Source organism: Streptococcus sp. HMSC034B05 (genome assembly GCF_001809055.1).
In the GTDB taxonomy this organism is placed as follows: Bacteria; Bacillota; Bacilli; order Lactobacillales; family Streptococcaceae; genus Streptococcus; species Streptococcus constellatus.
Map to the genome: position 1 here is coordinate 103892 of NZ_KV795590.1, position 21056 is coordinate 124947.

The window sequence follows — 21056 nt, forward strand, 5'->3', positions numbered from 1 at the left end:
TTGATTTTTGCGGTTCATTTTTTATATAATTAAAGTAATGAACGAGAATGGAGAGAGAAATGGCAAGTATTATTTACACACCAAAAGATATTTTTGATCAAGATTTTAAAGTTGGCGTCCGAGGTTATAGTAAAGTAGAAGTAGATGAATTTTTAGACGATGTCATTAAAGATTACGAAACGTATGCTGCTTTGGTGAAAGAACTGCGTGAAGAAAATACTCGTTTAAAGGCTGAACTCGCTAAAAAGTCAACTGAGTCGGCAACTTCACCTTTAACACAGTCTATCATGGAAACTCCTCAGACGGCTTCTGCTACGTTGACAAATTTTGATATTTTAAAGCGTTTAAATCGTTTGGAAAAAGAAGTATTTGGCAAGCAAATCTTAAATAACGAAATTTAATAAGTAATGTGCAATTTTTGGATAATCGCGTGAAGAGTCGTCTTTTCATGAGGAAAGTCCATGCTAGCACGGGCTGTGATGCCCGTAGTGTTTGTGCTAGGTGAAACAATAAGCCTAGGGACGAGAAATCGTTACGGCGGACGAAACAGCTACGTCTCTGGATATGCTGGAATAGTCCTGAAAGTGCCACAGTGACGTAGTTTTTGCGGAAACGCAAAAAGTGGAACGCGGTAAACCCCTCAAGCTAGCAACCCAAACTTTGGTCGGGGCACGGAATGCGTGGAAACGAACACAGCATTCTGACTGGAAACAGTAGACAGATGATTATCGAAGGAAATGATACCTAGTTATTTCTGGAACAAAACATGGCTTATAGAAAGTTGCATATAGGTTTAGCTAGCGTATTATGCTAGCTTTTATTTTGAGAGGGTAAATGAAAACAAAATTTAAGTTGATTGCGACTGCTGCGGCTGGTTTAGAGGCTGTAGTTGGTCGTGAAATCAGAAATCTTGGCTTAGAATGTCAAGTGGAAAATGGACGTGTTCGATTTGAAGGAACTGTCGAGACCATTATTGAATCCAATCTCTGGTTGCGTGCAGCAGACCGTATTAAAATTGTTGTTGGCAACTTTCCAGCTAAGACTTTTGAGGAATTATTTCAGGGGATTTTTGCTTTAGATTGGGAAAACTACCTGCCACTTGGGGCAAAATTTCCAATTGCTAAGGCAAAATGTGTCAAATCAAAACTCCACAATGAACCAAGTGTGCAAGCTATTTCTAAAAAAGCAGTAGTCAAAAAGTTGCAAAAGCACTATGCTCGACCAGAGGGTGTCCCCCTAACGGAAAATGGAGCTGAGTTTAAAATTGAAGTTTCTATCTTGAAAGATGTAGCGACTGTTTTGATTGACACGACAGGCTCTAGCCTTTTTAAACGTGGCTATCGGACTGAAAAAGGTGGCGCGCCCATTAAAGAAAATATGGCGGCTGCAATTTTACTCTTATCCAATTGGTATCCAGATAAACCTCTGATTGATCCGACTTGTGGTTCAGGAACTTTTTGTATTGAAGCAGCTATGATTGGCATGAATATGGCGCCGGGGCTTCATCGCCATTTTGCATTTGAAGAATGGAATTGGGTTGACTCAGACTTGGTTGGGTGTGTTCGCGCTAGAGCTTTAGGGCAGATTAAGCAAGATATTCAGTTGGATATTTTAGGAACTGATATTGATGCGCGGATGGTAGAGATTGCCAAGCGAAATGCTGAAGAAGCAGGTGTTTCTGAGCAGATTGTTTTTAAGCAAATGCGTTTGCAAGATTTGCACACCAACAAGATAAATGGTGTCATTATTTCCAATCCACCCTATGGAGAGCGATTATTGAATGATGATGCTGTGACCAAACTTTATCAAGAAATGGGACAGACTTTTGCACCACTAAAGACGTGGAGCAAATTTATCTTAACTAGTGATGAAACATTTGAAACAAAATTTGGTAGTCAAGCCGATAAAAAACGTAAACTCTATAACGGGACTTTAAAAGTAGATTTATATCAATATTTTGGCCAGAGAGTCAAGCGCCGGATAGATTAGAAAGGATTTGCCGTGAGTAAAGACGAAAAATATTTGTCAGAACAAGAAGAATCAATTCTTGATTTTGAAACAGCTAAAGAAATGACAATTGGTCAGGCTGCTCGAAAAAGCGAAGAGCTTGAAGCAGGGGTGACGGAAGAGGATAATGTGCTGGATAAATACATTAAACAACACCGTCAAGAAATTGAAGCTGGAAAATTTTCGGCTCAATCTGCAGAGAAAGCGTCTGAAGTAGAGGGACAGGAACAACTGAGTCAGTTAGATTTGGCAGAATTTATCCGAGAGATGCACGAGGGTGTTCAAGAGGAAGAAGTCTTAGAAGCTGCGGATGTAGCGTCTGAAGAGTCTGCCTTTGATGAAACGGTCGCTGCACTTGCAGCCAGCGAAGCAGAGCCGCAAGAAACTTTGGGAAAAAACAGCACACAGATTTCGGAGGAATCAGAGGCTGAGACGAAAGTAATGGAAGCAATTCAGCCTGAAATGGATAACATTCCTGTGAGCTCAACTGAGACAATGGAAAGTTTTTCAACTTTTACAGTATCTGATGAAGAAATGGAAACAGGGAACGTTCCATTTTATAAAAATAAGAAAGTCCTGTATTCTGCAGCAAGTGTAGCTTTACTGGCTTTAATCGGTGGGACTGTTTATCTGTCTTTGAATAGAAAGCAAGCAAAACCAGTTACAAATTCAACGAGCCAAACAAGTAAATCTTCTACTACTGCTAGCTCTGAAAATAAGGATTTGAAGGCTTTCAACAGTCTTTATGATTCATTCTTTACGGATGCAAATAAATTAGCTTTGAAAAATAGTAGTTTTGGCAATGTAGATAAATTGAAAGCAGCATTAGAAAAGTTAAAGAATACAAAGGAATACAATGTTGCTAAGGGAAAATACGACAGTTTGCTCAAACAAGTTGAAGCTGTAAAAACTGTGAATGCACAGTTTACCTCAGTGGCAATCACAGACGGCGTTTTAGATACTAAGGCAAAGATTAAAAATGATGCTAAATTTACAGATATCACAACAGGAAATACAGATTTGGATAAAGTCTTGAAAGCTGCTATCAGTCTAGGAAAGAGCCAGCAATCAGCGATTTCTGCTCCTAAATCTGAGACCGCCACTACACCGTCTCAAAGTCCGGCACAAACCCAAACGCCGAAAACTGAGGCACCAGCAGCTACTCCAGCCACACCAGCTTCTGGTCCAACTTTACAGCGACATTTAAGTCGAGTCCCGTACGACCAAGCAAAAATCAATGATTCTAGTAATCCTTCTTGGAATTTCAATCCTGGTGTATTAGAGAAAATCTTAGCAACCTCACGGGAACGTGGTTATTTCACGGGAGATAATTATATTCTTGAACGTGTGAATATTATCAACGGAAATGGTTATTACAATCTATTTAGAACAGACGGCACGTATCTCTTTAGTATCAACTGTAAAACTGGCTATTTTGTAGGAAATGGCGCGGGTTATGCAGATGCTTTAGATTATTAGGGAACGTTTTCAAGCAAATTATTAGACTCTAAAAACCTTATACGCTATAATAAAACGTATAAGGTTTTTATTTTATAATTAAACTATTTTTGGAGGTAATCCTTATGTCACTTATTGGTAAAGAAATTGTCGAGTTTACAGCAGATGCTTATCATGCTGGAAATGGGAAGTTTATCACAGTTTCTAGCGAAGATTTAAAAGGTCATTGGAGCGTTGTTTGCTTCTATCCTGCTGATTTTTCATTTGTTTGCCCGACTGAGTTGGAAGATTTGCAAGAGCAGTATGCAGCTCTTAAAAAGTTAGGTGTAGAAGTATATTCTGTTTCAACAGATACCCATTTTACACACAAAGCTTGGCATGATCATTCAGATGCCATCGGAAAACTTGAATACATCATGATTGGCGATCCATCTCATACCATTTCACTTGGTTTTGATGTGTTAGATGAAAGTGGATTGTCTCAACGTGGTACTTTTATCATTGACCCAGATGGAGTTGTACAAGCACTTGAAATCAATGCAGACGGTGTTGGGCGTGATGCTTCTGTCTTGATTGACAAAATCCATGCTGCACAATATGTTCGGAGTCATCCAGGTGAAGTTTGCCCAGCTAAATGGAAAGAAGGAATTGAAACACTTACACCAAGTCTTGATTTAGTTGGTAAAATTTAAGGAGGCTTCTTATGGCTTTAGATGAAACAATTAAAGCGCAACTTAAGCAGTATTTGGAGCTTCTAGAATCTGATGTTGTGTTTCAGGCTTCTTTAGGTCAAGATGAGCGTTCTGAGCAGGTACGAGCTTTTTTAGAGGAAATCGTAGCGATGTCTCCACGTTTATCACTGGAAAATACAGAAACTAATCGCCAACCAAGTTTTACTGTTACACAAGTTGGTCAAGCAGGGCGTGTGCAGTTTGCAGGACTTCCCTTGGGACATGAATTTACATCTTTTGTGCTTGCTTTGCTACAAGTCTCTGGTCGCGCACCCAAAGTAGAAGATGCTGTTATAAACCGAATTCAGGCTATCCACTCCCCGCTTCATTTTGAAACTTATGTCAGCTTAACCTGTCATAATTGTCCAGACGTTGTGCAAGCTCTCAATGTGATGGCTATTTTGAATCCTAATATCAGCCACACAATGGTTGAAGGAGGCATGTTTAGACAAGAAGTTGAAGATAAAAAGATCATGGCTGTTCCAACGGTTTTCCTAAATGGTGAAGAATTTGCGAATGGTCGTATGACAATTGAGCAACTGCTTGATAAGATTTCTGGACCTGCTTCAAGTGAGGAATTTGACAATAAAGAACCATTTGATGTGTTGGTTGTTGGAGGCGGACCTGCAGGGAGCAGTGCAGCGATTTATGCCGCTCGTAAAGGCATTCGTACTGGTATGGTCGTTGAAACTTTTGGTGGACAGGTGATGGAGACCGTTGGTATTGAAAATATGATTGGTACTCCTTATACAGAAGGACCTAAGCTGATGGCGCAAGTAGAAGAACATGCAAAAAAATATCCAATTGATATCATGAAGAACCAACGTGTTAAAAACATCGAGAAAAAGGATTTGATTGAAGTGGAACTTGAAAATGGAGCTGTTCTGAAAGCGAAAACGGCAGTTCTTTCTGTTGGTGCTCGCTGGCGAAATGTCAACGTTCCTGGTGAAGAAGAATTCCGAACCAAAGGTGTAACTAATTGTCCACATTGTGACGGTCCTATTTTCACAGGTAAAAAAGTGGCTGTTATCGGTGGAGGTAATTCTGGAATTGAAGCAGCAATTGACTTAGCTGGTCTGGCAGAGCATGTTTATGTATTAGAATTTCTACCAACTTTGAAAGCTGATCAAGTGTTGCAAGACCGCGTGCATCAACTGGAAAACGTGACGGTTCTAACCAATGTAGCAACAAAAGAAATTCATGGTTCCGATCAAGTTGAAGCTATTACTTATCTCGATCGTGCGAATAATGAAGAACATAAAATTGAGCTCAGTGGTGTCTTTGTTCAAATCGGTCTTTTGCCAAATACAGACTGGCTTAAGAATAGCTCAGTGGCTTTAAATGAGCGTGGTGAAATCATTGTTGACAAACATGGTGCAACAAATGTGCCAGGAATTTTTGCAGCAGGTGATTGTACAGATAGCGCTTATAAACAAATCATTATTTCAATGGGTTCAGGAGCGACGGCAGCTTTGGGAGCATTTGATTATTTGATTCGTCAATAAAAAAGAAAACGAGCAGGAGAATTTGTATTTCCTGTCCGTTTTTTTATTTTATACAAGATGCCGCTCAAAAGGATCGTCAGAGATCCCTTGAGCTAAAATTAACTTGCACCATTCTTTGGCAGAAAAGAGACTGTGGTCTTTGTAATTTCCACAGGATTCAATGCTTGTTCCGGGAACATCAGTCCAGGTGGTTTCTCCAGCAATTTCCTCTAAAGAGGCTTTTATGACTTTGGCAATTTCGGTTGTACTATGTCGTCCCCACATAATCATGTGAAAGCCAGTACGACAGCCAAAAGGTGAGCAGTCAATCATACCGTCAATCCGAGTGCGGATGAGCTTTGCTAGGAGATGCTCAATTGTGTGTAGTCCAGCGGTTGGGATAGAATCCTCGTTAGGTTGAACCAGACGAATATCAAAATTCGAGATAACGTCACCTTTTGGACCGATTTCTTCGCCAATCAAACGTACATAAGGGGCTTTGACAATCGTGTGGTCTAACTTAAAACTTTCAACAATGACTTCTTTGACCATAAAATAGAACTCCTTTTGCTTTTACTAAATTATAGCATATTTTACCTTAATAAAGAAAAATTTATTTTTTTAAGAAACCTTGGCTGAGAGAAGGGCGAATAAAATAATATGTGAAAATGTTCACTTTCGATAATAATTTAGTTTGTGAAAAATGGATTTTTATGATAAAATAATTAAGAATTTTACAATTCAATATCAATAATTTGAGGTAAAAACATGGAAATGATTTTTGCAGGTGTTTTTGCCGTCATCATTGGTTTAGTCATTGGGTATGTAAGTATCTCAGCTCGCATGAAATCAGCGAAAGAAGCTGCGGAACTTACTCTTTTAAATGCTGAACAAGAAGCAACTAATTTACGTGGACAAGCTGAGCGTGAAGCGGATTTGTTATTAAAAGAAGTCAAGCGCGAAAGTAAATCCCTTAAAAAAGAAGCACTGTTAGAGGCAAAAGAAGAAGCCAGAAAATATCGAGAAGAAGTTGAGGCAGAATTTAAATCTGATCGTCAAGAATTGAAGCAACTTGAAAGTCGTTTGACAGAACGTGCGACAAGTCTTGATCGTAAAGATGACAATTTGACCAACAAAGAAAGAACGCTCGATCAGAAAGAACAAAGTATTTCTGACAGAACAAAAAACCTTGAGGCGCGTGAAAACAAACTGACAGAGTTGGAGCAACACAAAGAAGCAGAATTAGAACGTGTTGCCGCACTCTCACAAACAGAAGCCCGAGATATTATTCTCACTCAGACTGAAGATAAGTTATCGAAGGAAATTGCGACACGGATTCGTGAAGCAGAGCAAGATGTCAAAGAACGTTCTGATAAAATAGCGAAGGATATTTTAGTCCAAGCCATGCAACGAATTGCAGGTGACTACGTTGCTGAGCAAACCAATTCAACTGTTCATCTGCCAGATGATACGATGAAGGGGCGGATTATTGGACGGGAAGGTCGGAATATTCGGACCTTTGAAAGTTTGACGGGTATTGATGTCATTATTGATGATACACCAGAAGTGGTGACCCTATCTGGATTCGATCCAATTCGTCGTGAGATTGCTCGTATGACAATGGAAGGACTATTGAAAGATGGTCGCATCCATCCAGCTCGTATTGAAGAATTGGTAGAGAAGAATCGTCTGGAAATTGATCATAAGATTCGTGAGTATGGTGAAGCAGCGGCTTATGAAATCGGTGCACCAAATTTGCATCCCGATTTAATGAAGATTATGGGACGCTTGCAGTTCCGTACATCCTACGGTCAAAATGTACTGCGCCATTCTGTTGAAGTCGCGAAATTATCTGGTGTCATTGCAAGTGAACTTGGTGAAAATGCTGCCTTAGCTCGCCGTGCTGGTTTCCTTCACGACATTGGAAAAGCTATTGACCGTGAAGTGGAAGGTAGCCACGTGGAAATTGGAACAGAATTGGCTCGTAAGTATAAGGAACATCCAATTGTGGTTAACACGATTGCCAGTCACCATGGTGATGTAGAAGCAGAAAGTGTCATTGCTGTTATCGTAGCTGCAGCAGACGCTCTCAGTGCCGCTCGACCAGGCGCACGCAGTGAATCTCTGGAAAGCTATATCAAACGTCTCCAAGATTTGGAAGAAATTGCCAATAGCTTTGAAGGCGTGAAAAATAGTTTTGCCTTACAAGCAGGTCGTGAAATCCGAATTATGGTTAATCCTGGTCAAATCAAGGATGATAAGGTCACGATTCTCGCTCATGATGTGCGTGAAAAGATTGAAAACAATCTGGAATATCCAGGTAATATCAAAGTTACCGTTATTCGTGAACTGCGCGCTGTGGATTACGCAAAATAGACACTGCTTAAAATGAGTTGCGCATCTATGATATATAACTCTCTGTAAGCAAATGTGCCTGTATTGATTTTCAAAAACAGGTACATATCTATGAGAAAAAGCAGTTGAAAAAATACTGCTTTTTTGTTACACTAGTTAGAAAGATAATGAAGGAGATATGATGGCGGATCGTGGCTTGTTAATCGTTTTTTCTGGTCCCTCAGGTGTGGGAAAAGGAACGGTTCGACGTGAGATTTTTGAAAGCTCGGACAATCAGTTTCGATACTCTGTATCCATGACAACTCGTGCTCAGCGTCCCGGTGAAGTGGACGGGGTGGATTATTTTTTCCGTACGCGAGAAGAATTTGAGGAGTTGATTCGACAAGGTCAGATGTTGGAATATGCAGAGTATGTCGGTAATTACTATGGAACTCCTTTGAATTATGTGAATGAAACCTTAGATAAAGGAATTGATGTTTTCCTTGAGATTGAAGTTCAAGGGGCACTTCAAGTGAAGAAAAAAGTTCCAGATGCTGTTTTTATCTTTTTGACGCCACCTGATTTGGCAGAATTACAAGATCGTTTGGTGGGGCGTGGAACAGATAGTGCTGAGGTAATTGCTAGACGCATTGCTAAGGCAAGAGAAGAGATTGCTCTCATGCGCGAATATGACTATGCGATTGTCAATGATGAAGTTCCCTTAGCAGCAGAGCGCGTCAAACGTGTGATTGAAGCTGAACATTTTCGAGTGGAGCGTGTTATCGGTCACTATCAAGATATGCTATCAGAACAACTTTCAGTTAGATAAGAATTTAGAAATTAGGTAAAGAATTATGATGTTAAAACCTTCAATTGACACCTTACTTGATAAGGTACCTTCAAAATATTCCTTGGTGATTCTTGAAGCAAAACGTGCTCATGAATTGGAAGAGGGTGCTACTCCAACTCAAGAGTTTAAGTCTGTCAAATCAACACTTCGTGCTTTGGAAGAAATCGAATCTGGCAATGTTGGGATTCACCCAGATCCTGAAGGCAAGCGAGAAGCTGTTCGTCGTCGCCTTGAAGAAGAGCGACTTCGTAAAGAAGAAGAAGAGCGTAAAATTAAAGAACAAATTGCCAAGGAAAAAGAAGAGGGTGAAAAAATTTAAGGTTGGGTCAGCTCAATCTTATTTTTTCTTTTACTGAGAAATGCGAGGTGGTGAGAAAGTGCAGATTGCAAAAGTCATTGTGGATGTTCCTCTAATGCAGACAGATAAACCTTATAGTTATGTGGTACCGAAAGAATTTTCGACGATGCTAGAAATTGGCATGCGTGTGCATGTGCCTTTTGGGAAAGCCAATCGCTTGATTCAAGGGATTGTCGTAGCGCTAGAAGAAGAAACGACGACAGAATTGAAAGAAATCGTAGAGGTATTGGATTTTACACCAGTTTTAAATGAGGAGCAGCTGTGGTTGGCAGAAGAATTGAGAAAATCTGTTTTTTCTTACAAAATTTCAATTTTAAAAGCTATGTTGCCGAGGTTTCTAAACTCCAGTTATGATAAAATTCTCCATGCTCAACCCTCTTTGAATGAAGAAGATCGACTGCTCATTTTTGGTAATGTAGATCAGCAGCATTTCTCATCACTTGATAAAGAACTGCAAGCTAAGGTCATGCGTTTAACGCGGCAAGGAGCGATTCAGTTGGAATATCAGGCAACCGATCAAAAACATATCAAAACAGAAAAATGGTATCGGGTTGATCACGAGGTTTTAGGTCAATTGGTCATTCCCAATCGGGCGAAAAAAAAGCAAGTCTTACGGGAAGTTTTACAGGATCAGACTGGAATACACCTTTTAGCAGATTTGAAAGAGAACTTTTCACGGGAAGTTATTCATTATTTTATAGAGCAAGCAGCCTTACAAATCGTTGAAAAAGAGGTGAGTCGTTCTAAGGCTTATTTTGAGAATGTTTTAGCGACGTCTGCATTGGTGTTAAATGAAGAGCAAAAAGTGGCTGTTCAAGCTATTACTCAGCAAATCGGGCACACGGGGAAGCCATTTCTACTAGAAGGAGTAACAGGGAGTGGCAAAACGGAAGTGTATTTGCAGGTTATTCAAGAAGCACTCAGCCGTGGTAAAACAGCTATTATGTTAGTTCCTGAAATCTCTTTGACACCGCAAGTTACTAATCGCTTTATTTCTCGGTTTGGTAAAAAAGTTGCTATTCTTCATTCGGGACTTTCTAATGGTGAGAAATATGATGAATGGCGCAAGGTTGAGCGAGGAGAAGCACAAGTTGTTGTTGGTGCTCGTTCTGCTATTTTTGCTCCATTAAAAAACATTGGCGCTATTATCATTGATGAGGAACATGAGGCGAGCTACAAACAAGACTCTAATCCGCGCTATCATGCACGAGATGTTGCCTTGCTACGTGCAAAGTACAATCAAGCCGTTCTGGTACTAGGGTCGGCGACGCCGAGTTTAGAAAGCAGAGCGCGGGCTAGCAAAGGTGTTTATCATTTTTTGCAACTGACCAAGCGAGCAAATCCGCATGCTCAGATTCCTGAAGTAGAAATTGTGGATTTTCGTGATTATATTGGGCAAAACGAAGCTAGTGATTTTACTCCGGTTCTTTTAGAAGCAATTAAAGACCGGTTAGAAAAAAAAGAGCAAGTTGTTTTGATGCTGAACCGACGAGGCTATTCTAGTTTTGTCATGTGTAGAGAATGTGGGACGGTTGACACTTGTCCAAATTGTGACATTTCACTGACCTTGCACATGGATACCAAAAGTATGAATTGTCACTATTGTGGATTTTCAAAAGGTATTCCTCATAGTTGCCCGAATTGTTCCAGTCGGAGTATTCGTTACTATGGGACAGGAACCCAAAAAGCCTATGATGAATTAGTAGAAGCCTTTCCGCAAGCTCGAATTTTGAGAATGGATGTTGATACTACTCGAAAAAAGGGCAGTCACGAACAAATTCTCAAAGAGTTTGGGGGAGGAGAAGCAAATATTTTACTGGGAACCCAAATGATTGCAAAAGGACTAGATTTTCCAAATGTCACTCTCGTAGGAGTGCTCAATGCAGACACGGCTCTGAATTTACCTGATTTCCGCTCATCTGAGCGAACTTTTCAACTTTTGACTCAGGTTGCCGGGCGTGCAGGACGAGCTGAAAAAGCAGGTCAGGTGATTATTCAAAGTTACAATCCGAATCATTATGCGATTGCATTTGCGAAAAATCAGGATTATGAAGGCTTTTATGCTTATGAAATGCGTGTTAGAAGGCAGTTGGCTTATCCACCTTATTATTTTACGGTGGGCATTACCTTGTCTCATAAAATAGAAGAAGCGGTGATTAAAAAGTCGTACGAAGTGCTGAATATACTACGTTCTGGCTTGTCAGATAAGGTTCAGATATTAGGTCCAACTCCCAAGCCGATTGCTCGCACGCATAATCTCTACCATTATCAGTTGATGATTAAATACCGTTTTGAAGATCATTTGCCAGATGTTTTAAATCAGATTTTGGATTGGACGCAACAAAAGGACAATAAAGATTTACGTTTGAGCATAGATCATGAGCCACAAAGCTTTATGTAGGGATATTTTTAGCTTTTTTTGAGGAAAAGCGTGACTTCTTCTGATATAATAGTAAAAAGAATATGAGGAAACCATGACAAAAATTATTTTTATGGGAACGCCGGATTTTTCTGCAACAGTGCTCAAAGGATTATTGGAAAGCAAGCAGTACGAAATTTTGGCAGTTGTAACCCAGCCAGATCGTGCAGTAGGACGCAAAAAAGAAATCCGTATGACACCAGTCAAGCAGGTGGCTGTAGATCATCATTTAGCCGTTTATCAGCCAGAAAAGTTGTCTCGAAGTGAGGAACTGGAGAAAATAATGGCGCTTAGTGCAGACGGGATTGTCACAGCAGCTTTCGGTCAATTTTTGCCGAGTCGACTACTGGATTCGGTCAGTTTTGCTGTCAATGTGCATGCATCGTTGTTGCCTAAATATCGTGGAGGGGCACCCATTCACTACGCCATTATCAATGGTGACAAAGAAGCTGGTGTGACCATCATGGAAATGGTCAAAGAGATGGATGCGGGTGATATGATTGCGCGTCGAGCGATTCCTATCAAGGAAACAGATAATGTTGGTACGATGTTTGACAAGCTAGCACTTGTAGGGCGTGATTTACTGCTTGAGAGCTTGCCTAGTTATATAGCTGGGGATTTAAAACCAGTTCCGCAAGACAAAGATCAAGTTACTTTTTCGCCAAATATCTCACCAGAAGAAGAGCGCATTGACTGGACTAAGACAAATCACCAAATTTTTAACCAAATTCGAGGAATGAATCCTTGGCCAGTGGCACATACGCTTTTAAATGGAGAACGTTTTAAAATTTACGAAGCTACTCCAGTAGAGGGCTCAGGACAAGCTGGAGAAATTCTTGTTATTGGAAAAAAAGAATTGATTATAGCAGCTGGTGAGGGTGCAATCTTTCTTAAAGTCGTACAGCCAGCAGGAAAGCCTAAAATGGCTGTCGTTGATTTTCTGAACGGTTTGGGGCGACAATTATCGGTAGGTGATTTCTTTGGTCGATAAGAAAAAGACAGCGCGTCAAACAGCTTTTGCTGTTTTAGAAAAGGTCTTTTCAGAAGGAGCTTATTCAAATATTGCCTTGAATCAAGCCTTGCTAGAGGCGTCGTTAAGTTCTGTTGATAAAAGGCTTGTAACAGAAATTGTATACGGAACAGTTGCGCGCAAAATGACCTTAGAATGGTATTTGTCTCATGTTGTTGAAGACCGTGAAAAGCTGGATTCTTGGCTTTATATTCTCTTGTTGATGAGCTTGTATCAATTACAGTATCTTGATAAAATTCCGACGCATGCAGTTGTTAATGAAGCGGTAGAACTGTCAAAGGCACGAAAAAAGGGAAGCGAAAAGTTCGTCAATGCAGTGTTGCGAAGACTATTGCGGGATGGTGTGGCAGATATAGCCAGTATTAAGCGTAAAAATAAACGGTACTCTATTCAGTATTCTCTGCCGGTTTGGTTAGTGAAAGTCATTATCGAAGAGTATGGTGAAAAACGAGCTTTAGCCATTTTTGAGAGCTTATTTCTTCGGAATAAAGCTAGCGTTCGAGTGGCGGACTTAAGTCGCAAAGAAGAATTAAAACAATTGTTGCAGGCAGAAGATTCACTATTAGCTCCGAGTGCGTTGGTGAAAAATCATGGTCATTTTGCAGGGCATGCCTTGTTTGAAGAAGGAGTAATAACCATTCAAGACGAGTCTAGCCAATTGGTTGCGCCAACACTTGATTTACAAGGTGACGAGAAAGTGTTAGATGCATGCAGTGCACCGGGGGGCAAAACCATGCACATTGCTTCTTACTTAACGACAGGGCAGGTTACGGCATTAGATCTCTATGATCATAAGCTGACTTTAATAGAAGAAAATGCACAACGTTTAGGTTTAGCAGATAGGGTCATTACCAAAAAACTGGATGCCAGAAGGGTTTTTGAGACTTTTGGAGTGGATGCCTTTGATAAAATTTTAGTCGATGCACCATGTTCAGGAATTGGTCTGATCCGGCGGAAGCCAGATATTAAATACAATAAAAAAAATGCAGATTTTATCTCGTTGCAAAAAATTCAGCTAGAGATATTGGATAGTGTTTGTCAAAGCTTGCGAAAAGGTGGTATAATAACTTACAGTACCTGTACGATTGTTTCGCAAGAAAATTTTCAAGTGGTTGAGCAGTTTTTGGCAGCTCATCCAAATTTTGAACAGGTAAAACTAGAACATAATAGACAGGATATTCTAAAAGACGGTTGTATCTTAATTACACCGGAATTATATGGAAATGACGGATTTTTCATCAGTCAATTTAAACGAATATCTTAACAGGAGGAAACTGACAGTATGGAAATTTCATTATTAACAGATGTTGGTCAGAAACGTACAAACAATCAAGATTATGCCAATCAATTTGTTAATCGTGCTGGTATGACAATGATTCTTTTGGCAGATGGCATGGGCGGACATCGGGCAGGCAATATTGCTAGCGAGATGGCTGTCACAGACCTTGGTGCTGCTTGGGTGGACACTCAAATTGATTCTATTAATGGTGTCCGTGAATGGTTTGCAGAGTACCTTGAAACAGAAAATCAAAAGGTTCACCAATTTGGTCAAGATGAAGAGTATAAGGGAATGGGGACGACGCTTGAAGCGTTAGCTGTTATTGGCAATCAAGCCATTTATGCTCATGTAGGGGATTCTCGTATCGGTCTAATTCGTGGTGAAAGTTATAAACAGTTGACGAGCGACCATTCCTTGGTAAATGAATTGCTTAAAGCAGGACAAATTACGCCTGAAGAGGCAGAACGTCACCCACAACGAAACATTATCACACAATCCATCGGTCAAAGAAGTGAAGTGCAACCGGATGTCGGCATGATTAGTCTAGAGGACGATGATTACATTGTTTTAAATAGTGATGGTTTGTCTAATATGATTTCAGAAAGTGAAATTTATGATATTGTGACAAGCGACATCACTCTTTCAGAGAAAGCAGAAACCTTGATTCGTTTTGCAAATAACGCAGGTGGTTTGGACAATATTACAGTTGCCCTGATTCATTATCATAAGGAGGATGCAGAATGATTCAAGTCGGCAAGATATTTGCCGGGCGATATAGAATCATCAAACAAATTGGGCGAGGTGGCATGGCAGATGTTTACTTGGCCAAAGATTTGATTTTAGACGGGGAAGAAGTCGCGGTGAAAGTTCTAAGAACGAATTACCAGACGGATCCGATTGCTGTGGCGCGCTTTCAAAGAGAGGCGCGAGCGATGGCAGACTTGGATCATCCTCATATTGTCCGGATTACCGATATTGGAGAAGAAGAAGGTCAGCAATATCTAGCGATGGAGTATGTGGCTGGGCTTGACTTAAAACGCTATATTAAAGAGCATGCTCCTTTATCTAATGAAGAAGCGGTTCGGATTATGGGACAAATTCTTTTGGCGATGCGTTTGGCGCATACGCATGGAATTGTTCATCGTGATTTGAAGCCACAAAATGTCCTTTTAACTCCAGATGGCGATGCAAAAGTAACGGACTTTGGAATTGCAGTAGCTTTTGCTGAAACGAGCCTGACGCAAACAAATTCAATGCTGGGATCTGTGCATTATCTATCACCAGAACAAGCGCGTGGTTCAAAAGCGACCGTTCAAAGCGATATTTACGCTATGGGGATCATTTTCTATGAAATGTTGACAGGACATATCCCTTATGATGGGGATAGTGCTGTCACAATTGCTTTGCAACATTTCCAAAAGCCTCTTCCTTCTGTGATTGCTGAAAATCCAAATGTGCCACAGCCTCTAGAAAATGTAGTCATCAAGGCAACGGCTAAAAAATTAACAGATCGTTATCAATCTGTTGCAGAAATGTATGTGGATTTATCAAGCTGCTTATCCGCAGATCGCCGAAATGAGAAAAAGTTGGTTTTTGATGATACTGCCAAAGCAGACACCAAAACGCTTCCTAAAGTGTCACAAAATACCTTAATTTCTGCAAGCAAACCAACTACTCCTACGCCTATAAAAGAAACAGTCAGTAGTAATTCTAAACCCACAACCAAGCCAAAAACAAAGAAAAAGCGTCGTTTAAGAACGCGTTATAAGGTTCTGTTGTCGGCAGTAGTTTTAGTGATTGCTGCTCTGGTGGCATTAGTCTATTTGAGTCCGTCAAATGTAAAAATTCCAGACGTTACTGGAAAAACTGTTGCACAAGCTCGTTCTGCAATTGAAACAGCAGGTTTGAAAGTTGGTAAGGAAAAAGATGAATATAGCGACTCTGTCAAAAAGGATTCTGTTATTCGCACCAATCCAGAAGCGGGAACACAGCGTCGCGACGGAAGCACGGTGGATCTGATTGTTTCCAAAGGTACAAAAACCTTTATTATGGAAGATTATAAAGGTCAGAAAAGAGCGGATGCTATCAACAATCTAGTCCAAAAATACAAGGTTTCAAAAGGTTTAATTAAAACAGAAGAAGTTGAAAGTAGTGAGTATGCGGCTGGAACAGTCGTTGGTCAAACGCCAGCAGCAGGTAGTACATATGATTTGACTTCAAAAGCTCGTATTACTTTGAAAGTAGCCAAGTCCGTTTCAAGTGTTGTCATGCCAAGTTATATCGGTTCAACCTATGAATTTGCCTATAACAATTTAACGCAAGTGCTTGGCATTCAAGGTGCTAATATTGAAAAGCGAACGGTTCCAACAGCTCCGGCGGGAACACAAGCAAATACGATTATTAAACAAACGCCAGCAGCAAATCAGTCCTTGGATTTGAAGAGCGACCGCATTGTCCTATATGTATATGAGCCGAAAACCGAAAGTTCGTCTACATCTGAAAGTAGTTTGCAATCTGAAAGTAGTTCAGAAAAAAATAGTCCATCGTCTAGTAACTCATCAACTAGTGGTAATGATGGTTCAAGTTCAAAAACGCCAGACACAAGTGCTAGTGCAAGCAATTAAACAAGTGAGAGGATAAAGTCGTAGTTTTTAACCGATTTTCCCTCACTTTTTTTGCGCTCGTTTTACAGCATTGATAAGCGTTGTTTCTGATTAATCAAGTTTATCCAGTATATTGTAAATAAACATGTTAATTTCTAGGACTACATACTAGAACCTGAAAATATTTAGTTCCATTTCATTGCTTTATTTTCATACCTTAGTCGGAGGAATTTTTAAAAGTTTTTGATACAATAGAAGCAGAAAGGTATCGAGATTATGCGAAAGATCCAATTTTTCATTTTTGTTGAATCTATTCTATTAACATTTGCATTAGTGACGATTTTGTCTGGTCACTTTTCACGTGTTATTCTTTTTTTGGTGCTTTTCTTGTTGCTGCTCTATTATTATTTTGGTAAACAAAGAGGAAATTTTCTGCTAGTAACTTCTACCATATTGCTTTTTTTCATTATTATGCTCAATCCTTATGTCATTGCTGCCTTGCTCTTTGCGGTCATTTATGGCATGATTGTAGCTTATCCCTATATTTATAAAGAAAATGAAGCGACAACTCTCATCTTTGATGATGCAATGGAGCAAAAACGAGAGAATAATCAATGGTTAGGAAATCTTCATCATTTTGCTTCGTCTGATACCTGTCAATTTGACGATATCAACCTTTTCCGTCTCATGGGCAAGGACACGATTCATTTGGAGCAAGTGATTGTTACAAACCATGATAATGTGATTGTTTTGCGAAAATTTTTCGGGAATACAAAAATTATTGTGCCAGTTGATGTGGCAGTCAGCTTGAAAGTGAATAATCTATACGGTGAATTGCAGTTTTTAGACCAACCTATCTATGAATTGCGAAATGAAAGTTTCAGTCTAACGACGCCAGACTTTAAACGAGCACATAAAAGTGTCAAAATTATCCTATCAACATTTGTAGGGAATATTGAGGTGGTTCGTAAATGAAAAAAGTCTACTATCTCTTGATTAGTTTTTATTCCTTACTCATTTTAGGGATTATTATTCATTATATTTTTGCTCTATTTGATTTTGACTGGCAATTGGTTTTTAGTAATGTAGAGCGACTGGAAAAATTCAGTTTCTTTGTGATTGTGCTCACTGTATCTCTAACGATGCTGATGATTTTAGGAATCAAAGTGATTCAAACGGTAACATTGTCGACCATTCAGTCGAATTTGAAAAATATTTTGGAAGGTCGAAAATTACAAGAAGTACAGCAACCGGAAATTGACGCTTCCTTTCGGCAGGTATCAGAGAAAGTAAATCATTTAACAGAAAATCTACAAAAGTCAGAGAACCGTGCCTTACAAAATGAAGAGACGATTATTGAGAAAGAGCGCAAGCGAATTGCGCGTGACCTACATGATACGGTCAGTCAAGAACTTTTTGCTGCCAATATGATTTTATCAGGTGTGACAGGGCAAGTGGAGAACTTAGATACGGACACCTTATCGAAACAATTGACGGGCGTATCAGGAATTTTAAATACTGCTCAGAGGGATTTGCGTATCTTGCTTCTACATTTGAGACCGACAGAGTTGGAAGGGAAAAGTTTGGTTGAAGGGTTAAACCTTATTTTAAAGGAGTTATCAGACAAGAGTGATATTGAAGTGAGTTTTCATCATGATGTTCAACAATTACCGAAACAGATTGAGGAGCATATTTTTCGAATTGCTCAGGAAATTATCAGTAATACGCTCCGTCACGCCAATGCGAATCATTTAGATGTATATCTGTATCAAACTCAGAATGAATTGCAGTTGAAGATGACAGATGATGGGATTGGTTTTGAGCACACTTCGTCTGATGAGTTGAGTTATGGTCTGAAAAATATGGAAGAAAGAGTAAATGATATGGCGGGAACGATGCAGATTTTAACAGCTCCGAAGCAGGGAGTAGCGATTGATATTCGTGTACCATTATTGAAAGGAGCTTGAGATGCAGATTTTATTAGTAGATGACCATGAGATGGTACGACTTGGCTTGAAAAGTTATTTGGATGTACAAGATGATGTTGATGTAGTGGCAGAAGCTTCAAACGGTCGTGAAGGAGTTGAAAAAGCTTTAGCATTACGACCAGATGTTATTATGATGGATATTGTTATGCCTGAAATGAGTGGAATTGAAGCAACTCTAGCTATTTTAAAAGAATGGCCTGAAGCTAAGATTCTCATTCTGACTTCTTATTTGGATAATGAAAAAATTTACCCAGTTTTAGATGCAGGAGCTAAAGGATACATGCTTAAAACATCTAGTGCTGACGATATCTTACGAGCAGTTCGAAAGGTAGCCAAGGGTGAACTTGCTATTGAAACAGAGGTCAGTCAGAAAGTGGAATACCATCGAAATCATATTGAATTACATGAAGAGCTAACAGCGCGTGAGCGCGATATTTTAGGACTACTGGCGAAGGGGTATGAAAATCAACGCATAGCAGATGAGTTGTTTATTTCTTTAAAGACAGTGAAAACGCATGTGTCGAATATTTTGTCCAAATTGGCAGTAAGGGATCGTACACAAGCTGTTGTCTATGCCTTCCAGCATCACCTCGTCCCACAGGATGATATTTAGTGGTATAATAGAAAAATAAATAAATTGCTATTGTTAGAGGGAGATTATGGACGCAAAATTAAAATACAAATCCAAGAAGATCAAAATCGTCTTTTTTGATATTGATGATACCTTGCGAGTAAAAGCAACTGGCTACATTCCAGAATCGATCAAAACGGTTTTTAAACAATTAAAAGAAAAAGGAATTTTGACGGGAATTGCTTCAGGGAGAGGAATTTTTGGTGTGGTGCCGGAGTTGAAAGCGTTGCAGCCTGATTTTTTTGTCACCTTGAATGGGTCCTATATTGAAGATAAAGCAGGAAAGGTTATTGCGCAAACCCCGATTGATCGAAATTTAGTAGAAACTTATATCGCTTGGACGAAGGAAGTTGGGATTGACTTTGGCCTCGTTGGTAGTCATGAGGCAGCGCTTTCGACGCGAACACCGCTTATTGATGAAGCCATTGATATTGTTTATCCTAATTTACCTATTCAGCCGGATTTTTATCAAGATCACAACGTTTATCAAATGTGGACATTTGAAGATATCGGAGATAGCTTGCAATTGCCCAAAGAGTTAGAAGAACATCTACGATTGGTTCGCTGGCATCCGCATTCATCAGATGTAGTTCTAACAAATGGTTCAAAAGCATCTGGAGTTGCGACAGTTGTGGAGCATCTAGGGTTGAAGCCTGAGAATGTGATGGTTTTTGGAGATGAACTCAATGATTTAGAGTTGTTTGATTATGCAGGTATCAGTATTGCTATGGGCATTTCACATAAAAAAATAAAAGCCAAGGCTGACTTTGTGACAAAAAAAGTAGAAGAAGATGGCATTTTTTATGCTTTGGAGGAATTAGGAATGATAGAAAAAGAATTACATTTTCCACAAGTAACGATGGAAACAGCAGAAGGACCGAAAGCGACTATTAAAACCAACCACGGTGATTTGAAATTTCAATTATTTCCAGAACAGGCACCGAAGACAGTGGCTAATTTTATTGCTTTATCAAAAGATGGCTACTATGATGGAATCATTTTTCACCGGATTATCAAGGACTTCATGATTCAAGGTGGTGATCCAACTGGTACGGGTATGGGTGGAGAATCTATTTATGGAGAAAAGTTTGAAGATGAATTTTCTCCGGAACTGTACAATATCCGTGGTGCACTTTCGATGGCCAATGCTGGTCCGAACACAAATGGCAGCCAATTTTTTATTGTGCAAAACAGCAAGATTCCTTATGCACAAAAGGAATTGGAACGTGGTGGTTGGCCGATACCAATTGCTGAAATCTATGCAAGCAATGGTGGAACGCCGCATTTGGATCGCCGCCATACTGTATTTGGTCAATTATTAGATAAATCTTCTTATCAGGTATTGGATAAGATTGCAGCTGTTGAAACTGGTGCGATGGATAAACCACTTGAAGATGTCGTGATTGAAACCATTGAAATTGAGGATTAAAATGAGAATTGGTGAAAAACTAAAAGGAAGAATTACAGGAATTCAGCCTTACGGTGCATTTGTAGAATTGGAAACAGGAACAATAGGCTTGATTCATATTTCAGAGATTCGGACAGGTTACATCGAAAATATCCGTGATATTCTGCATGTGAATGATCCGGTCTTGGTGCAAGTGATGGACTATGATGAATTTTCAGGTAAGGCTAGTTTGTCGATGAGAACATTGGAAGAGGAAAAACATCATTTACCGAAACGTCATCGCTTTTCAAATGACCGTTACAAGATTGGTTTTACACCGCTCGCTAAAAGTTTGCCAACTTGGACCAAGGAAGCAATGAATTTTCTGAATCAGAATCAGTCAAAAGAAGAAACTGACGGAGAAACGGAAAAATAAACACACAAAAATTCTACTAAAAATAACGAGTCTGAGACAAAATAGTTCTCAGTCACAAAAA

19 protein-coding genes and 1 other RNA gene are annotated in these 21056 nt (G+C 39.6%); 19 read left to right on the forward strand and 1 reads right to left on the reverse strand.

Features of this window, described 5'->3' with window-relative positions:
- Nucleotides 1-59: 59 nt before the first annotated feature.
- From gpsB to ahpF, 6 genes are all read left to right on the forward strand, one after another.
- Nucleotides 60-401 carry a cell division regulator GpsB gene (gpsB, locus tag HMPREF2542_RS01605; RefSeq protein WP_006267358.1) on the forward strand — a complete coding sequence of 114 codons (342 nt, stop codon included), beginning with the start codon at nt 60-62 and terminating at the stop codon, nt 399-401.
- A 13-nt stretch (nt 402-414) separates the two neighbouring features.
- Nucleotides 415-779, forward strand: an RNA gene (rnpB, locus tag HMPREF2542_RS01610) — RNase P RNA component class B.
- A gap of 55 nt (nt 780-834) precedes the next feature.
- Nucleotides 835-1989, forward strand: a complete 1155-nt coding sequence (locus tag HMPREF2542_RS01615; protein ID WP_058670195.1) for a THUMP domain-containing class I SAM-dependent RNA methyltransferase — start codon at nt 835-837, stop codon at nt 1987-1989.
- 12 nt (nt 1990-2001) lie between these two features.
- A complete protein-coding gene (locus HMPREF2542_RS01620; RefSeq protein ID WP_058670196.1) occupies nt 2002-3486 on the forward strand; it encodes a cell division site-positioning protein MapZ family protein in 1485 nt (494 codons plus the stop codon).
- Between the two features lie 104 nt (nt 3487-3590).
- Nucleotides 3591-4157, forward strand: coding sequence for an alkyl hydroperoxide reductase subunit C (ahpC, locus tag HMPREF2542_RS01625; RefSeq protein ID WP_037597732.1), 567 nt, complete (start codon nt 3591-3593; stop codon nt 4155-4157).
- Nucleotides 4158-4168: 11 nt separating this feature from the next.
- Nucleotides 4169-5701, forward strand: coding sequence for an alkyl hydroperoxide reductase subunit F (gene ahpF / locus HMPREF2542_RS01630; RefSeq protein ID WP_070484173.1), 1533 nt, complete (start codon nt 4169-4171; stop codon nt 5699-5701).
- Nucleotides 5702-5749: 48 nt separating this feature from the next.
- Here the strand turns inward: ahpF and HMPREF2542_RS01635 are convergent, their stop codons facing one another.
- Entirely contained in the window at nt 5750-6232 is a 483-nt protein-coding gene (locus HMPREF2542_RS01635) for an S-ribosylhomocysteine lyase (protein WP_049476966.1), read from the reverse strand.
- Between the two features lie 216 nt (nt 6233-6448).
- On the opposite strand from HMPREF2542_RS01635, the gene HMPREF2542_RS01640 reads away from it, so the two are divergent.
- From HMPREF2542_RS01640 to HMPREF2542_RS01700, 13 genes are all read left to right on the forward strand, one after another.
- On the forward strand, nt 6449-8056 hold the full coding sequence (locus tag HMPREF2542_RS01640; RefSeq protein WP_003070251.1) for a ribonuclease Y: 1608 nt from the start codon (nt 6449-6451) through the stop codon (nt 8054-8056).
- Nucleotides 8057-8216: 160 nt separating this feature from the next.
- On the forward strand, nt 8217-8843 hold the full coding sequence (gene gmk / locus HMPREF2542_RS01645) for a guanylate kinase (RefSeq protein ID WP_003070249.1): 627 nt from the start codon (nt 8217-8219) through the stop codon (nt 8841-8843).
- 25 nt (nt 8844-8868) lie between these two features.
- Nucleotides 8869-9183 carry a DNA-directed RNA polymerase subunit omega gene (rpoZ, locus tag HMPREF2542_RS01650; RefSeq protein WP_003070247.1) on the forward strand — a complete coding sequence of 105 codons (315 nt, stop codon included), beginning with the start codon at nt 8869-8871 and terminating at the stop codon, nt 9181-9183.
- Nucleotides 9184-9241: 58 nt separating this feature from the next.
- Nucleotides 9242-11623, forward strand: a complete 2382-nt coding sequence (locus tag HMPREF2542_RS01655; protein ID WP_070484175.1) for a primosomal protein N' — start codon at nt 9242-9244, stop codon at nt 11621-11623.
- Nucleotides 11624-11696: 73 nt separating this feature from the next.
- On the forward strand, nt 11697-12632 hold the full coding sequence (fmt, locus tag HMPREF2542_RS01660; RefSeq protein WP_003070241.1) for a methionyl-tRNA formyltransferase: 936 nt from the start codon (nt 11697-11699) through the stop codon (nt 12630-12632).
- Complete coding sequence (rsmB, locus tag HMPREF2542_RS01665; RefSeq protein WP_049476965.1) at nt 12622-13935, forward strand: 16S rRNA (cytosine(967)-C(5))-methyltransferase RsmB; 1314 nt, start codon at nt 12622-12624, stop codon at nt 13933-13935. The genes fmt and rsmB overlap by 11 nt, the downstream gene beginning before the upstream one ends.
- A gap of 18 nt (nt 13936-13953) precedes the next feature.
- Nucleotides 13954-14694 carry a Stp1/IreP family PP2C-type Ser/Thr phosphatase gene (locus HMPREF2542_RS01670; RefSeq protein ID WP_003028411.1) on the forward strand — a complete coding sequence of 247 codons (741 nt, stop codon included), beginning with the start codon at nt 13954-13956 and terminating at the stop codon, nt 14692-14694.
- A complete protein-coding gene (gene pknB, locus HMPREF2542_RS01675) occupies nt 14691-16574 on the forward strand; it encodes a Stk1 family PASTA domain-containing Ser/Thr kinase (protein ID WP_049476964.1) in 1884 nt (627 codons plus the stop codon). The genes HMPREF2542_RS01670 and pknB overlap by 4 nt, the downstream gene beginning before the upstream one ends.
- A gap of 255 nt (nt 16575-16829) precedes the next feature.
- The gene (liaF, locus tag HMPREF2542_RS01680) at nt 16830-17528 is read left to right on the forward strand and encodes a cell wall-active antibiotics response protein LiaF (protein WP_003070232.1); all 699 of its coding nucleotides are present in this window, start codon (nt 16830-16832) and stop codon (nt 17526-17528) included.
- Nucleotides 17525-18520 carry an envelope stress sensor histidine kinase LiaS gene (locus HMPREF2542_RS01685; protein ID WP_049476963.1) on the forward strand — a complete coding sequence of 332 codons (996 nt, stop codon included), beginning with the start codon at nt 17525-17527 and terminating at the stop codon, nt 18518-18520. The genes liaF and HMPREF2542_RS01685 overlap by 4 nt, the downstream gene beginning before the upstream one ends.
- Before the next feature lies 1 nt (nt 18521).
- Nucleotides 18522-19154 (forward strand): response regulator transcription factor, encoded by a 633-nt coding sequence (locus tag HMPREF2542_RS01690; RefSeq protein ID WP_070484178.1) that lies wholly within the window; start codon nt 18522-18524, stop codon nt 19152-19154.
- A gap of 46 nt (nt 19155-19200) precedes the next feature.
- Complete coding sequence (locus HMPREF2542_RS01695) at nt 19201-20601, forward strand: bifunctional Cof-type HAD-IIB family hydrolase/peptidylprolyl isomerase (RefSeq protein ID WP_070484181.1); 1401 nt, start codon at nt 19201-19203, stop codon at nt 20599-20601.
- Between the two features lies 1 nt (nt 20602).
- Nucleotides 20603-20995 (forward strand): S1 RNA-binding domain-containing protein, encoded by a 393-nt coding sequence (locus HMPREF2542_RS01700; protein ID WP_020997633.1) that lies wholly within the window; start codon nt 20603-20605, stop codon nt 20993-20995.
- Nucleotides 20996-21056 lie beyond the last annotated feature (61 nt).

Coding starts and splice junctions, on each gene's coding strand:
- gpsB (WP_006267358.1), top strand. CDS start 60: ATGGCAAGTATTATTTACACACCAAAAGATATTTTTGATCAAGATTTT.
- HMPREF2542_RS01615 (WP_058670195.1), top strand. CDS start 835: ATGAAAACAAAATTTAAGTTGATTGCGACTGCTGCGGCTGGTTTAGAG.
- ahpC (WP_037597732.1), top strand. CDS start 3,591: ATGTCACTTATTGGTAAAGAAATTGTCGAGTTTACAGCAGATGCTTAT.
- ahpF (WP_070484173.1), top strand. CDS start 4,169: ATGGCTTTAGATGAAACAATTAAAGCGCAACTTAAGCAGTATTTGGAG.
- HMPREF2542_RS01635 (WP_049476966.1), bottom strand. CDS start 6,232: ATGGTCAAAGAAGTCATTGTTGAAAGTTTTAAGTTAGACCACACGATT.
- HMPREF2542_RS01640 (WP_003070251.1), top strand. CDS start 6,449: ATGGAAATGATTTTTGCAGGTGTTTTTGCCGTCATCATTGGTTTAGTC.
- gmk (WP_003070249.1), top strand. CDS start 8,217: ATGGCGGATCGTGGCTTGTTAATCGTTTTTTCTGGTCCCTCAGGTGTG.
- rpoZ (WP_003070247.1), top strand. CDS start 8,869: ATGATGTTAAAACCTTCAATTGACACCTTACTTGATAAGGTACCTTCA.
- fmt (WP_003070241.1), top strand. CDS start 11,697: ATGACAAAAATTATTTTTATGGGAACGCCGGATTTTTCTGCAACAGTG.
- HMPREF2542_RS01670 (WP_003028411.1), top strand. CDS start 13,954: ATGGAAATTTCATTATTAACAGATGTTGGTCAGAAACGTACAAACAAT.
- pknB (WP_049476964.1), top strand. CDS start 14,691: ATGATTCAAGTCGGCAAGATATTTGCCGGGCGATATAGAATCATCAAA.
- liaF (WP_003070232.1), top strand. CDS start 16,830: ATGCGAAAGATCCAATTTTTCATTTTTGTTGAATCTATTCTATTAACA.
- HMPREF2542_RS01685 (WP_049476963.1), top strand. CDS start 17,525: ATGAAAAAAGTCTACTATCTCTTGATTAGTTTTTATTCCTTACTCATT.
- HMPREF2542_RS01690 (WP_070484178.1), top strand. CDS start 18,522: ATGCAGATTTTATTAGTAGATGACCATGAGATGGTACGACTTGGCTTG.
- HMPREF2542_RS01695 (WP_070484181.1), top strand. CDS start 19,201: ATGGACGCAAAATTAAAATACAAATCCAAGAAGATCAAAATCGTCTTT.
- HMPREF2542_RS01700 (WP_020997633.1), top strand. CDS start 20,603: ATGAGAATTGGTGAAAAACTAAAAGGAAGAATTACAGGAATTCAGCCT.